This is a genomic window from Roseburia sp. 499 (assembly GCF_001940225.2).
Classification (GTDB): domain Bacteria; phylum Bacillota; class Clostridia; order Lachnospirales; family Lachnospiraceae; genus Petralouisia.
Genome location: NZ_CP135164.1, coordinates 1,898,990 through 1,914,660, shown reverse-complemented (window position 1 = coordinate 1,914,660; position 15,671 = coordinate 1,898,990). Strand labels below are relative to the sequence as shown.

The following is a 15,671-nucleotide window of genomic DNA, read 5'->3' as shown; positions in this document are numbered from 1 at the left end:
AGAACCTCATGAGCGAGAAAATAGTTTTAATAGATGGACATAGTATATTAAACCGGGCATTTTTTGGAATTCCCGACCTTACCAATGCAGAAGGACTTCATACCAATGCGGTGTATGGATTTTTAAATATTTTATTTAAGATATTAGAAGAAGAAAAACCGGAATATCTGACGGTTGCATTTGACGTACATGCACCTACATTCCGACATAAGATGTATGATGCCTATAAGGGAACAAGAAAGCCAATGACGGACGAACTGCGCCAGCAGGTTCCTGTCATGAAGGAAGTCCTGAAATCAATGGGAATCACCATTGTCGAGCAGGAAGGTTACGAGGCAGATGATATTTTAGGAACAATAGCAAAGCGCAGTGAAGCACAGGGAATGGAAGTGTCTTTGGTATCAGGAGACCGTGACTTGTTACAGCTTGCCAGTGAGCATATCAAAATAAGAATTCCAAAGACAAAGCGAACCGGAACAGAAATTGAAGACTATTATGCAGTAGATGTAAAGGAAAAGTATCAGGTAACTCCGACAGAATTTATTGATGTAAAGGCTTTGATGGGAGATACCGCAGATAATATTCCGGGAGTGCCGGGAATCGGAGAAAAGACCGCAACGGCATTAATCGTACAGTATGGAAGTATCGAAAATGCATACGCTCATGTGGACGAAATAAAGCCACCAAGGGCTCAGAATAATTTAAGAGAGTATTATGACATGGCGCAGATGAGTAAGACTCTTGCTACGATTGAGACCAATGCGCCTATTTCTTGTGAGATAGAAAATGCAAAAATCGGGAACCTTTTTACACCGGAAGCATATGTCTGGATGAAGAAGCTGGAATTTAAAAATATGCTGAATCGTTTTCAGGTGGAGGCACCTGTCAATCCGGTAGAGCAGTATTTTAAGAAAATTACAGACAAAAAAGAAGCAGATAAGATTTTTGCAGAAGCAGGAAAAGCAGAATACAGAGGTTTTTGGTTGTCCGTAGACCCGGAGGCAGAACAACCGGAGGGACAGTTAACCCTGGACAGTCTGCTAAACGGTAATGTAGGGAGCGACAATGCAAATGGTGCAGAAAAGGTATTAGGATTGGGACTTTCTTATGGCAGAGAGCAGATATTTTTCCTACAGGCAGGAACAGAACTGACGGGAGAATATTTGTTAGAGCAGTTGCAAAGACTGTTGGAACAGCCGGGAAGGACAGCATGTTTTGATTTGAAAGCGCAGTTACCCTATATTACCCCGAAACAGGAGGAACGAAGTAGGATAGATGATGTGCTGATTGGCGCATATCTTTTAAATCCTTTGAAAAATGATTATGCCATTGATGATGTGGCAAAGGAACATCTTGATTTGTTGATTCCTTCCAGACAGGATTTACTTGGAAAATTAACAGATGGACAGGCAATTCGAGAAAAAGAAGACGCCTTTATGTCTTTTGTGTGCTTCGGAGCTTATACCTGTTTTGCAGCAGCTTCGGTTTTAGCAGAAAAGCTGAAAGAAAGCGGTATGGACAAGCTTTATGGTGAAATAGAGATGCCGTTGGTATATACTCTGTTTGATATGGAGCAAGAGGGCGTTTTGGTGGATGCAGGAGCCTTGAAGGAATATGGAACTGCATTACAGGGCAAGATTGTGGAACTGGAACAGGAAATCTACCAGGATGCGGGAGAAGAATTTAACATTAATTCACCGAAGCAGTTAGGCGTCATTCTTTTTGAAAAACTTCAGATGCCTTATGGGAAAAAGACGAAGACAGGGTATTCTACAGCAGCCGATGTTTTGGAAAAACTGGCACCGGAATATCCGTTAGTATCTAAGATTTTAGAGTACCGTCAATTGACGAAGTTAAAATCTACCTATGCAGATGGACTTGCCAATTATATCGAAGAGGATGGCAGAATTCGTTCTACTTTCAATCAGACCATTACAGCAACAGGAAGAATCAGCAGTACAGAACCGAACTTGCAGAATATTCCGATTCGTATGGAATTGGGAAGACAGATTCGCAAGGTGTTTATTCCGAAGGAAGGTTGTGTATTGATAGATGCCGATTATTCTCAGATTGAATTAAGGGTTCTGGCGCATATGTCCGGTGATAAGAACCTCATTGCGGCATATCAGGAAGCGCAGGATATCCACCGTATGACAGCTTCACAGGTATTTCATGTTCCTTTTGATGAGGTTACAGAACTACAGAGAAGAAATGCAAAAGCGGTAAATTTTGGTATTGTCTATGGTATCAGCTCCTTTGGTTTGAGTCAGGATTTAAGTATTACAAGAAAAGAGGCTTCTGAATATATTGAAAGATACTTTGAAACATATCCGAATATCAAAGTGTTTTTAGATAAATTGGTGGAGGATGGAAAGAAACAGGGATATGTTACCACCATGTTTGGACGAAGACGTCCGGTACCGGAGCTTTCTTCCAGTAATTTTATGCAACGTTCCTTTGGGGAACGTGTTGCCATGAATTCACCAATTCAGGGAACAGCAGCAGATATTATTAAAATAGCTATGATACGAGTCAACGAAGGATTGAAAAAACAAGGACTTAAGTCTAGACTTATTTTGCAGGTGCACGATGAACTTTTGATTGAAGCATGGAAAGACGAAGTAGAACAAGTGGAAGCACTGTTAGAAAAAGAAATGGAGCAGGCAGCAGACTTGGCTGTAAAATTGGAAATAGACATGAAACATGGAAAAGATTGGTATGAAGCACATTAAGGAGAAGGAGTTTGGCCTATGCAGGTAATTGGAATTACCGGCGGAGTAGGAGCAGGAAAGTCCGCCATTCTGGATTATTTAGAAAAAAATTATAAAGTAAAAAATCTCATTGCGGATAAAATCGCACATGATTTGATGAAGCCGGGAACAGAATGCTATGAGAAACTGCTTCGTGTTCTTCCGGCAGATGTGTATGAGGAAGATAACGAGAATATAGACCGCAAGGCATTGGCGAAGGAACTTTTTTCTTCCGAAGAATTGCGAAAAAAGGTAAATGGTATCGTGCATCCGGCAGTGAAGCAATTTATTCGGGAAGAGATTGCAGAACAGAGAAAAATGGAATCATTGGATTACCTTGTGATTGAGGCTGCGCTTCTGATTGAAGACCATTATGATGAAATATGTGATGAATTGTGGTATATTTATACATCGAAGGAGAATCGGAAGGCTCGCTTGATGGAAACCAGAGGTTATTCGGAAGAAAAGGTGGAACAGATTTTTAGTAGTCAGCTTTCCGAAGAAGTATATCGGCAAAAATGTCAGGTAGTGATTGATAATAATGGTACCAGAGAAGAGACTTTTTATCAGATTGCACAGGTAATGAAAAGTAAGGGAGATACAAAACAGATGGAACAACAGCTAAACGGAGTCCCATTGGTATTTGGACTTGATATTGGAACAAGAAATGTAGTAGGAACTGTAGGCTATAAGGAAGAAAACGAATTTATCGTGTCAGCGCAGTGTATAAAACAGCATGAAACCCGGTCTATGTTGGACGGACAGATTCATGATATCCGAAGAGTAGGAAGAACTATTCATGCAGTGAAGCGTCAGTTAGAGGAGCAGCTCCATATAAAATTGGAAGAAACCTGTATTGCTGCCGCTGGACGTGTGTTAAAGACGGTAAACACTACAGTAGAATATGAGTATCCGGAAGAAACAGTAGTAACCGGAGAAGATGTTCATACAATGGATTTGTTGGGAGTGGAAAAAGCACAAAGAATTTTAAATGAGAACAATGATACTAAGTTTAAGTTTTATTGTGTAGGATATTCTGTCGTAAAATATTATTTGAACGGCGATGTGATTTCTAATTTGGAAGGTCATAAAGCAGAGGTTATCAGCGAAGAACTTATAGCAACCTTCTTGCCTGAGGACGTAGTAGATGGTTTGTATTCTGCGGTAGAATTTGCGGGAATGCAAGTGGCAAATCTGACATTAGAGCCTATCGCAGCTATCAATGTTGCAATTCCGGAGGCATTTCGTATGCTGAATATTGCATTGGTGGATGTAGGAGCAGGAACAAGCGATATTTCTATTACCAGAGACGGAAGTATTATCGCTTACGGAATGATACCGAGTGCAGGAGATGAGATTACAGAAGCTATTGTACAGCATTACTTGGTAGATTTTAAAACTGCAGAACATATTAAATTGGCGTCTACCACAGACGAGACCATTGAATATCAGGATATTATGATGATTCAGCATACTATTCCGGCCACAGAGGTATGGGAATTGGTGGCGCCTCTGGTAGAAAAGCTTACCACGGATATTGCGGATAAGATTAAGGAATTAAACGGTGATAAGTCTGTAAGTGCTACCTTTGTAGTAGGTGGCGGTGGTAAAGTGCATGGGTTTGTAGAACATCTGGCAGAAGAACTGGAACTTCCGAAAGAACGTGTGGCACTTCGTGGTGAAGAGGTGCTTCAGGAGATTCACTTTGAACAGCCGGAGATTAAGAAAGACCCTCTTCTGGTAACTCCAATCGGAATCTGTTTGAATTATTATGATCAGAAAAATAATTTCATCTTTGTTCGTTTTAACGGAGAAAGAATTAAGTTATATGACAATAACAAACTGACCGTGGTAGATGCGGCATTGCAGGCCGGATTTCCAAAAGAGCAGTTGTTCCCGCGGAGAGGAAAAGAAATTAACTTTACGGTAAATGGAAGAAAGCGGATTGCAAGAGGAGATGCGGGAGATGCCGCAATCATTCGTGTGAATGGAAGATTGGGAAATATTAATACACCGCTTGAACCAAATATGGAGATTACCATTGAACCATCCACTACAGGAGATGCAGCAACTTACCGATTGGAACAACTGGAAGAATATGGAACAGCAACACTTACTTTTGAGGTGAATGGGAAAATGGTTACCTGTCCAAAGTTTGCAGAAGTAAATGGCAGTCTGGAACCACCATATTATGAGATTCAGGAAAATGATGATATTGAAATGAGAGGTTTCTATACTGTTAGTCAGGTTATGGAGTTCATGGATGTAGAGGTTGATATGGACCAGGAGATTTTGGTAAATAATAAGCCTGCAGATATGGGAACGTTGGTCTATGAGAACTTTTCTATTGATTGGGCAGTGTTGTCCTATCGGACTGCACAGGAAGATGAAACAAAAGAAGAGACTGAAGCAGCAGAGAGCGGTAATGTAGAAGTTGTCGAACAAGATACAGAGCAGAAAGTAATGACGAACGCTTCAGAAAGAACTTCTTGGATAGAGGAAGAAACGGAAGAAGAGGAGCGGGAACTGACGCAAGAAGAATTAGAGGCAAAGTTCTTAGAATCTCAACGGGTATCAGACAATGATATACGTCCAACGATTCAGAAAAAGCCGGAAGTACAAGAAAAAGCACCGGAACAGGCAGTTACTACAATAAATGTTATGGTAAATGGTATGCCAATAACCATGACAGGAAAGTCTTCTTATATTTTTGTAGATGTATTTGATAAAATCAATTTTAATCTAAATGAAGGAAGAGGAAGAGCAATTGTTACCAAGTTAAATGGTGAGATGCCAGCTTACACAGCAGTGCTAGGTGAAGGTGATGTAATTGAAATATACTGGGAGAATGAAACTTTATGAAATTGTGTAGCATTGCAAGCGGAAGTAGCGGAAACTGTATTTTCGCAGCTTCCGAAACAACAAGTCTGATGATTGATACCGGAATCAGCGGAAAACGAATTGAGGAAGGACTTAATTTTATTGGACATACTACAAAAGATGTTGATGGAATTCTTGTAACACATGAACACTCTGACCATATCAGTGGACTTGGAGTGGTATCCAGAAAATACGGGATTCCTATTTATACAACGAAAGGTACTAAGGAAGCCATATTGAACACAAAGAATGTAGGAAAGATACCGGAAGATTTGTTTGTGGAGATTGAGCCGGACGTGGACTTTACCATTGGTGATATTACGGTAAGTCCTGTGGCAATTTCCCATGACGCAGCGCAGCCTACCGCATATATTCTTAGGCAGCCGGGAAAATCCATGGCGGTTATGACAGATTTAGGAAGGTATGATAACTATATCGTAGAAAAACTGCAACATCTGGATGTTTTATTGTTGGAGGCAAATCATGATGTACATATGCTTCAGGTTGGAACATATCCTTACTATTTGAAACAGCGAATTTTAGGAGACAAGGGGCATTTGTCCAATGAATTGTCCGGACAGTTGTTAAGTGAAGTGCTTCATGATAATTTTAAGACAGTTATATTAGGACATTTAAGTAAAGAAAACAATTACGAAAAGCTTGCCTATGAAACGGTGCGATTGGAAGTAGATATGGCAGATAATCCATATAAAGCATCTGATTTTCCGATTCAGGTAGCAAAAAGGGATAGTGTATCTCAAATTGTAGAAATTTAGTACTTGCAAGTTTAAGAAACTTACTTTAGTATAGTAAAAAGAAAAAGAAGAATATTTGAAAAAGAGGAGAACCATTATGGAAAAAAGAGCAGACAAGACCATTATTACTGTAGTTGGAAAAGATACTGTAGGAATTATTGCAAAGGTATGTACATACCTTTCAGATAATCAGATTAACGTATTGGATATCAGTCAGACTATCGTACAGGATTTCTTTAATATGATGATGATTGCAGATTTTCAGAGAGCTTCTAAGTCCTTTGACCAGATTTCCAAAGAATTAGAGCAGGTTGGAGAAGAAATCGGTGTAACAATCAAATGCCAGAAAGAAGAAATTTTTAATAAAATGCACAGAATTTAAGGAGTGGTACAGACATGATAAATAGATGGGAAGTTAATGAAACCAATAAGATGATAGAGCAGGAGAATTTGGATGTACGTACCATTACCATAGGTATTAGTCTGTTAGACTGCATTGATTCTGACTTAAAAAAGTTAAATGAAAATATTTATAATAAGATTACAACAGTAGCAAAGGATTTAGTATCTGTTGGAACAACCATTGAAAATGAATTTGGTATTCCAATTGTGAATAAACGTATCTCTGTAACTCCTATTGCGTTGATAGGTGGAGCAGCATGTAAGACATCGGAAGATTTTGCAACAATTGCAGACACTTTAGATGCAGCAGCAAAAGCAGTAGGCGTGAACCTGATTGGAGGATATTCTGCATTAGTTTCTAAGGGAATGACAAAGGCAGATGAGTTATTGATTCGTTCTATTCCTATGGCTCTTTGTCGTACGGAGCGTGTATGTAGTTCCGTAAACCTTGCATCCACAAAAACCGGTATCAATATGGATGGCGTCAAATTAATGGGTGAGATTCTGTTAGAACTGGCAGAACTTTCTAAGGATCGTGATTCCGTAGACTGTATGAAACTGGTAGTATTTTGTAATGCACCGGATGATAACCCGTTTATGGCAGGTGCTTTCCATGGAGTAACAGAAGCAGATGCAATTATTAATGTAGGTGTTAGTGGACCTGGTGTTGTAAAGACAGCGTTAGAAAAAGTGCGCGGTGAGAATTTTGAGGTATTATGCGAGACAATTAAAAAGACGGCTTTTAAGGTTACTCGTGTAGGACAGTTAGTAGCACAGGAAGCTTCCAGATTGCTTGGAATTCCATTTGGTATTGTAGATTTGTCATTAGCTCCAACACCGGCAATTGGTGATAGTGTGGCGGATTGTTTGTGCGAAATCGGTCTTGAATATGCAGGTGCACCGGGAACTACAGCAGCACTTGCTCTGTTAAATGACCAGGTGAAAAAAGGTGGTGTTATGGCATCTTCTTATGTAGGTGGTTTAAGCGGAGCCTTCATTCCTGTCAGTGAAGACCAAGGTATGATTAATGCAGTAGAAGCAGGTGCTATTACATTAGAAAAATTAGAAGCTATGACTTGTGTATGTTCCGTAGGACTTGATATGATTGCAATTCCGGGAGATACAAAGGCAACTACTATCTCTGGTATTATTGCAGATGAAATGGCACTTGGAATGGTAAATCAAAAGACAACAGCAGCACGTCTGATTCCGGTTATTGGAAAGGATGTAGGAGATACTGTAGAATTTGGTGGATTATTTGGTTATGCACCAATTATGCCGGTAAATAAGTATTCATGTGATGATTTTGTAAATAGAGGAGGCCGTATTCCGGCACCAATTCACAGCTTCAAGAATTAGAATATTGTGTAATATTTGGGTATATGGTAGAATATTGTCAGAGAATAAATACGGGAGGTGCGGCAGTTGGGCGAAAGAGAAGAATATCTGGACGAATTGCTGAAAGAAATTGATGATGAGAAGGATCAAGAAGGAAAAACAGCAGAGGTATGGGATGATTTCGATAAGGAGTTGGCAGGAATCGATGAAGAAGATTTTTTGAAAGAATTTGAGAAAAGTCTTGGAGACGATTTGGATTCCAATATGGAAACAGAGTTTTCAAAGGCAGACACAAGTGATAGTGAATTGGAAACAGAATTTGGAATGGACGACAGTACCTCACCCGATTTTATGGACAGCATTGATTCTATCGTAAACAATGTAAAAAATGGTAATTTAGATGATGGACTTGGAGATGGGGATTTATCCATTGAAGAATCTTTGAAAAATTTTAGTGAAGATGACCCGGCACTAGATGAAATTGGTCAGGGATATGCGTCAGATGATTCCCATATCGTAAATACGCTAGAAGGAATGGATGAACTGGGAGAATCGGAAGATATTTCAGAGGCGGAAAAACTGGCAAGAGAGATTGAAGGTCTGAATCTGGATGTCGAAGAAAGCGGAAAAAAGGAAGCGGAACCGAAAAAAGAGAGTTCGATAGAGGAAGAAAATTCATTGGAAGAAGACATAAAGAAAGCGAAAAAGAAAGGATTTTTTGCAAGACTTTCTGCTGCCTTATTTGGAGAAGAGGAAGAAGAGGTTGTGAAAAAGCCTGCCGTTGAAATAGCGCCTAGTGAGATTGAAAACCTCTCGGAAGAAGAAATGAGCGCTTTGCTGGAATTAGAGAATCAGAATACTTCATCAGAAGAAGAGGAAGCAGCAAAGAAAAAGAAAGAAAAAGAAGAGGAAAAGAAGGCATTAAAAGAGCAAAAAGCACAGGAAAAGGCGGAAAAGAAAGCTGCAAAACAAGCATTAAAGGAACAAAAGGCAAAAGAAAAAGCCGAAAAGAAAGCCTTGAAACTGCAGAATCAAGAACCGGTTGTAAAGTCAAAGCCTCTTCCGAAAAAGCCGGTAGTTCTAATTGTGCTATTTGGTCTGTCTATTGTAGTTTTGGTAAATCTGTTGAGTAATCTGACAGGATATAGTACTGCTCTTTCTGAGGCTAAGGATTATTATGCCCAGGGAGAATATGTAGAAGCCTATGGTTGCTTAAATGAGAAGGACATGAAAGAGGCAGATTTAGAATTTTACAATAAGGTGAAACTGACCGCTTATTTGCAACAACAATTAAACAGTTATGATGCATATCAGAGTCAGAATATGTATAGTGAAGCATTGGCAGCTTTGATTTGCGGTGTTGGCAGATATGATCGTTTTATTTCTGATGCTACAGAGGCAGGTGTAGATAATGAATACAACAAGATGCTACAGAGTATGGAAGAGAAGTTGAGCAGTAATTATCAGATGTCTGTTGATGAAGCTAGAGCGATATACGCTCTGGAGGATAAGCAGGAATTTACATATGCTGTATATGATGTGATAAGTGAGTTAGGGTTGGAACCAGAAGAAGATTAGGACAGGAGAAACAGGACATGATAGCAATTGTGGATTATGATGCAGGAAATCTCAAAAGCGTGGAAAAGGCATTAAATTTTCTTGGTCAGGAAAGTGTGATAACGCGTGACAGAAAAGAAATTCTTGCGGCAGATAAGGTGATTTTGCCGGGAGTAGGTGCTTTTGGGGTTGCAATGGAGAACTTGAAAAAATATGAGTTGGACAAAGTAATCAAAGAGGTGGCAGAAAAAAAGACGCCGTTTCTTGGTATTTGTTTAGGACTTCAGCTGTTGTTTGAAGGAAGTGAAGAGAGCAGCGGTGTTGAAGGTTTACATATTTTGGATGGTGAGATTGTAAAGATTCCGGAGGAGCCGGGACTTAAGATTCCGCATATTGGTTGGAATTCATTGAAACTGCAGAATAATGGGAGATTGTTTCAGGGGATTTCCCAGGAAGCTTTTGTCTATTTTGTTCACTCTTACTATTTGAAGGCAAGAGAAGAAAGCATTGTAAAGGCAGTAACGGAGTATGGTGTGAACATTCATGCATCTGTAGAGAAAGAAAATGTTTTTGCATGTCAGTTCCATCCGGAAAAAAGCAGCAGTGTAGGTCTTAAGATTTTAGAGAATTTTGCAAAGATAGGGGAGGTATAAGGATGTTTACGAAGAGAATCATTCCCTGTCTTGATGTAAATAACGGACGGGTAGTAAAAGGTGTAAATTTTGTAAATCTGCGTGATGCAGGAGATCCGGTTGAGATAGCAGCAGCTTATGACAAGGCTGGTGCAGATGAGGTGGTGTTCTTAGACATTACAGCGTCTTCTGATGCCAGAAATACGGTAGTAGATATGGTACGAAAGGTAGCCGAAAAGGTGTTCATTCCGTTTACCGTAGGTGGAGGAATTCGTACAGTAGATGATTTTAAGGCATTGTTGCGAGAAGGTGCGGATAAGATTTCTATCAATTCCTCTGCAATCAATACGCCGCGTCTTATCAGTGATGCAGCGGATAAGTTTGGTAGTCAGTGTGTGGTAGTTGCCATTGATGCTAGAAGACGAGAGGATGGAAGCGGCTGGAATGTATATAAAAACGGTGGTAGAATCGATACTGGTCTGGACGCTGTAGAATGGGCAATAAAGGCAAATCAGCTTGGCGCAGGAGAGATTCTTTTGACTAGTATGGATTGTGATGGAACGAAGGCAGGATATGATTTAGAACTGACTAGAACTATTGCAGAGAATGTATCTATTCCGGTGATTGCATCAGGTGGTGCCGGAACTATGGAGCATTTTAAAGAAGCCCTTACAGATGGAAAGGCAGATGCAGCTTTGGCAGCATCATTGTTCCATTATAAGGAATTGGAAATTATGGAATTAAAGAATTATCTGGCTGAGTGTAAAATACCAGTTAGAAGATAGAAGGCAAGACATGGGAATGATAGACAATGATTGGCTACAGGCAATCGGCGATGAATTTAAGAAGCCGTATTATGCTCAGCTGTATAAGTTTGTAAAAGAAGAATATAATACGAAAGTAATTTATCCGCCGGCAGATGATATTTTTAATGCGTTACATCTGACACCATTGAGTCAGGTAAAGGTATTGATATTAGGACAAGATCCCTATCATAATCAGGGACAGGCACATGGACTTTGCTTTTCTGTAAAACCAGATGTGGAAATACCACCATCATTGGACAATATTTATAAAGAACTTCACGAAGATTTGGGGTGCAAAATTCCTAATAATGGCTATCTTGTAAAGTGGGCAGAGCAGGGCGTTCTAATGCTGAATACAGTGTTGACGGTACGTGCACATCAGGCAAATTCTCATCAAGGCAGAGGTTGGGAACAGTTCACAGATGCTATTATTAATGCAGTAAATGCACAAGATCGACCTATTGTTTACATGTTGTGGGGAAGACCTGCGCAAAGCAAGATTCCCATGCTGACAAATCCGAAACACTTGATTTTAAAGGCTCCGCATCCGAGTCCACTGTCAGCATATCGTGGTTTTTTTGGATGTAAGCATTTTAGTCAGGCAAATACTTTTTTGAAAGAAAACGGTATAGAACCAATAGATTGGCAAATAGAAGACAGATAAGAAAACTGGAATCTCATACATTAAGGAGATTCCAGTTTTTTCTTTCATTAATTGAGGAGTGCCCCAGTATCTCGCGACACTGGGGCTATTATGAAAAATTTATCTGTAAAAAAACATGAAATCAAGTTACGTGCTTTTTTAACTGTATTTATTGTAACAATTAAATATGAATAAAGTGTGAATAAAACATAAAAATATTGTAAAATACATAAAAAGATGTAAAAAAAATGTCGATATTTGGTAAAAATACATAAAAACCATGAGCGTTGCAAAATGATGAGGGTGGTGTTATAATAAAAATCAAGAAAAGGTAACACAGACAGGGAAGTCGCAATGAATCAAAGGAGTGATAAAATGTCATATTTTGGATTATCAGATGTGAATTCGGTGAATACATTGTTTTCGGGTTTAGGTGGAAGTACATCTAAGAGTGGAAGTGTGAATGCCAGTGCGGGAAACAGTATTTTAGCTGATTATGCAAGTATTCGCAGCGGTAGTTATCATAAGCTGTTAAAGGCTTATTACAATAAGGATAAGGAAGCGGTCACAGATGCAGTGAAGAATTCTACGACCTCTACTGCAACATCTAAGGATTCCACCAAACAGTTGGCACGCATGGAGAGTGCGGGAGAGGCATTGAAAGAGTCCACAGATGCCCTTATTACACAGGGAACTAAGAATGTATTTAGGCAGGAAACGATAAAAAACCAAGATGGAACCACAACTACAAAGTATAAGACAGACGAGATTTATAAACGGGTTAGTGCATTTGTAGAGGATTATAATACTTTGATTAAGGAGACGGAAGAAAGCAACACTGCAAGAATTGCCCGCACGTCTGCTCAGATGATAACTTTGACCAATGCCTATGAAAAGCAGTTGGGTAAGATTGGGATTACAGTGAACAGTGATGATACATTAAGCATTGACAAAGATACTTTTATGGGAGCGGATATGGACAGTGTAAAGAGTCTTTTCAATGGAACTGGTTCCTATGCTTATAATGTAGGGGTAAAGGCATCCATGATAGATTATTATGCACAGAATGAAGCTTCGAAGGCAAATACATATAGCAATAGTGGTTACTATAACTATAATTACATTTATGGTAGCAACTACAGTAATTACATTTAAGTTGGAAAAAGATAGGAGAATCCGGATTATAAAAGAATTCGGATTCCTTTTTTGATTCTTTTTTTATATCATTCATGGTTGCAAAAAGTATGTTGAAATGCTACAATAAAAAATAATGCGCTACTGCGATTAAATAAAGGGGGCCGAATTGTGGGAAAATTTTTTCAAAAAATGAATAAATGGAGATACAGGCCCGGAAAGCAGGAATCTGAGACAGAAAGGACAAGAGATAAGGTGCAGAAAGAAGATTTTTTACTGAAACAAATTGACGAATTCAAAGAGAAGGCGAAGCAGCTTCAGGGTTTGTTAAGTTCCAGGGAAGATAAAGTAGAGGAACTTCAGGAGATTGTGGAAGAACGGGAAGAGAAGGCAAAACAGCTCCAGACGATTTTGACTGAGAGACAGCAGGAGGCGGACAAGCTGGTCAAAAGTGTGGAAATGACGATTAATGCCGCTGTTTCACGTATGGATGCCCAGATTAAGGTGGTAGATGAGACCTTTAGTTCCGAAATGGACACTCTGGATGAACGTATTTCAGAGCAGGTAGCTGAAATCAATGATAGTGCAAGACAGCAGCTTGCAGAGATTGATAAAAAGTTTGAGATTGCAACTGAATTTATGGAGAAGCAGTCAGAAGCTCAGACAGTGGCGGTAAAGGAAACGTTGGAAGAAGTTTCCGGTAAATTGGAATCCGTAAAAACAGAGGTTTCAGATAAGCTCACAGAAGTGGACAAGGCCATTTCGGATAAACTGGATAGCATGAAAGGTGAGGTTTTTGAGAAAATCCACAGCGAAGATGTGAAGTGTTATCGTAATATCCAGACTCTGGTGGAAGAATTAGAGAAGAAACTGGAGAAAACAGAAATTGGCGAGCAGAGTATGAAGACTATTAAGGGATATATGCGAGCAATGATTATACTTACGGTAGTTAATATCATAGGGATTGCCGGAGTTCTGGCTTTTGTAGCAGGATTGCTTTAAGACTAGAAGATGTTTGCAAAAAGTAATAATATGAAATAAGTAGTAGAGGTAGTTGAAATGGAACAGGAAAAAAAGGTATGGGTAATTGGACATAAGAATCCGGACACGGATTCTATTTGTTCTGCAATTGCTTATGCAGAATTAAGGAACAAAATTGGAGGAAGAAAGTACGAGGCAAAATGTGCTGGACAGCCGAATGAAGAGACAAAATATGTTTTAGAGCACTTTAAGGTAGATGCACCGGGATATGTAAGTGATGTTGGTGCACAGGTAAAGGACATTGAAATTCGTGAGACACCGGGAGTTAGTTGTCAGATTTCCTTAAAAACAGCATGGGAAATGATGAAGGCTCAGAACGTAGGAACACTTCCAATCGTAAGAGACAATGGAACATTACAGGGATTGATTACCACCGGTGATATTGCTACATCTTATATGGATGTATATGACAGCAAAATTCTGGCTACTGCAAGAACACAGTATCGAAGTATTGCACAGACTCTGGAAGGAGAAGTCATTGTTGGAAATGAGCATGGATACTTTGTAAAAGGTAAAGTAGTTGTAGCAGCAGGAAGTCCTGATTTGATGAAAGAATACATTGAGGATGATGATCTTGTGATTTTGGGAGATCGTCCTGAGGCACAGAAATGCGCACTTGAAATGAATGCAAGCTGTTTGATTGTGGTTTCAGATTCCAAGGTTTCTGAGAACATTCAGGAGATGGCGTCTGAAAAAGGATGTGTAATTGTTACAACTCCATATGACTCTTATACAGCATCACGTCTTATCAACCAGAGTATGCCAATCAAGCACTTTATGCGGAAAGAAAATCTAATTACATTTGAAACAGAGGAATTGGTAGAGGATGTACAGAAAGTGATGTCTAAAGAACGCCATCGCGATTTCCCTGTTATCGATGAGGAAGGAAAATATGTAGGTATGATTTCCCGTCGTAATCTGTTAGATATGAGAAGAAAACAGCTGGCATTAGTGGATCATAACGAGAAATCACAGGCAGTAAATGGAATTGAAAGTGCTGAGATATTAGAGATAATAGATCATCATAAGCTTGGTGATATTGAGACAATTGCACCGGTATTTTTCCGTAATCAGCCGGTAGGATGTACCGGAACCATTGTATATCAGATGTATCAGGAATATGGTATTGATATCAACAGAAAAATTGCAGGTTTGCTGTGTTCTGCTATCATATCAGATACCTTGATGTTCCGTTCTCCAACCTGTACGGAAGTAGATAAAAAAGCAGCAGAAGCATTGGCAGAGCGTGCAGGAATTTCCATAGAAGAACATGCCAAAAACATGTTTAAAGCAGGTAGTAACTTTGCATCCAAATCTGCAGAAGAAATCTTTTATCAAGATTTCAAAGCATTTAATGCAGGAGATAAGGAATTCGGTGTTGGCCAGTTGAGTGCTATGAGCGATGAAGAACTTCAGGAAGTGAAAGAAAAGTTAATGCCTTATATGCCACAGGTATTAGAGGAACGTAATTTGGACATGATATATATTATGTTAACCAACATTTTAGAAGAAAGCTCAGAATTGATTTATGTGGGTACAGAAGCAAGAGAAATTGCAGAAAGTGCATTCCATGGTCATTTTGAAGCAAGAGAGGATTCTTTGTGGCTTAAAGGAGTTGTGTCTCGTAAGAAACAGGTAATTCCTGCGTTTATGGCAGCATTATAGGAAAAAGATAGATGGACAGGAAAAAGAAAAATAAAAAAGTAGCCGCTAGAAATCCAGAGAAGAGACCG

Annotated in this window: 12 protein-coding genes; all 12 read left to right on the top strand. The window is 39.4% G+C overall.

Annotation, left to right across the window (positions count from 1 at the left end; all coding sequences use genetic code 11):
- Window positions 1-8: 8 nt before the first annotated feature.
- The 12 genes from polA (at window position 9) to BIV20_RS09440 (ending at window position 15,603) form a co-directional block, all read left to right on the top strand.
- Window positions 9-2,732 carry a DNA polymerase I gene (gene polA, locus BIV20_RS09495; RefSeq protein WP_075720413.1) on the top strand — a complete coding sequence of 908 codons (2,724 nt, stop codon included), beginning with the start codon at window positions 9-11 and terminating at the stop codon, window positions 2,730-2,732.
- Between the two features lie 18 nt (window positions 2,733-2,750).
- A complete protein-coding gene (coaE, locus tag BIV20_RS09490; RefSeq protein ID WP_075720411.1) occupies window positions 2,751-5,612 on the top strand; it encodes a dephospho-CoA kinase in 2,862 nt (953 codons plus the stop codon).
- Window positions 5,609-6,406, top strand: a complete 798-nt coding sequence (locus tag BIV20_RS09485) for an MBL fold metallo-hydrolase (RefSeq protein WP_075720409.1) — start codon at window positions 5,609-5,611, stop codon at window positions 6,404-6,406. The genes coaE and BIV20_RS09485 overlap by 4 nt, the downstream gene beginning before the upstream one ends.
- A 76-nt stretch (window positions 6,407-6,482) precedes the next feature.
- Window positions 6,483-6,767 (top strand): ACT domain-containing protein, encoded by a 285-nt coding sequence (locus BIV20_RS09480; protein WP_075720407.1) that lies wholly within the window; start codon window positions 6,483-6,485, stop codon window positions 6,765-6,767.
- Window positions 6,768-6,781: 14 nt separating this feature from the next.
- A complete protein-coding gene (locus tag BIV20_RS09475; protein ID WP_075720405.1) occupies window positions 6,782-8,146 on the top strand; it encodes a PFL family protein in 1,365 nt (454 codons plus the stop codon).
- 66 nt (window positions 8,147-8,212) lie between these two features.
- Window positions 8,213-9,703, top strand: coding sequence for a hypothetical protein (locus BIV20_RS09470; protein WP_075720403.1), 1,491 nt, complete (start codon window positions 8,213-8,215; stop codon window positions 9,701-9,703).
- Window positions 9,704-9,720: 17 nt separating this feature from the next.
- Window positions 9,721-10,335, top strand: coding sequence for an imidazole glycerol phosphate synthase subunit HisH (gene hisH, locus BIV20_RS09465; protein ID WP_075720401.1), 615 nt, complete (start codon window positions 9,721-9,723; stop codon window positions 10,333-10,335).
- Between the two features lie 2 nt (window positions 10,336-10,337).
- Window positions 10,338-11,099 carry an imidazole glycerol phosphate synthase subunit HisF gene (gene hisF, locus BIV20_RS09460; RefSeq protein ID WP_075720399.1) on the top strand — a complete coding sequence of 254 codons (762 nt, stop codon included), beginning with the start codon at window positions 10,338-10,340 and terminating at the stop codon, window positions 11,097-11,099.
- Between the two features lie 10 nt (window positions 11,100-11,109).
- Window positions 11,110-11,784, top strand: a complete 675-nt coding sequence (ung, locus tag BIV20_RS09455; protein ID WP_075720397.1) for a uracil-DNA glycosylase — start codon at window positions 11,110-11,112, stop codon at window positions 11,782-11,784.
- A 354-nt stretch (window positions 11,785-12,138) separates the two neighbouring features.
- A complete protein-coding gene (locus BIV20_RS09450) occupies window positions 12,139-12,918 on the top strand; it encodes a hypothetical protein (RefSeq protein ID WP_083655162.1) in 780 nt (259 codons plus the stop codon).
- Between the two features lie 150 nt (window positions 12,919-13,068).
- Complete coding sequence (locus BIV20_RS09445) at window positions 13,069-13,899, top strand: hypothetical protein (RefSeq protein WP_075720395.1); 831 nt, start codon at window positions 13,069-13,071, stop codon at window positions 13,897-13,899.
- A gap of 57 nt (window positions 13,900-13,956) precedes the next feature.
- A complete protein-coding gene (locus tag BIV20_RS09440) occupies window positions 13,957-15,603 on the top strand; it encodes a putative manganese-dependent inorganic diphosphatase (RefSeq protein ID WP_075720393.1) in 1,647 nt (548 codons plus the stop codon).
- Window positions 15,604-15,671 lie beyond the last annotated feature (68 nt).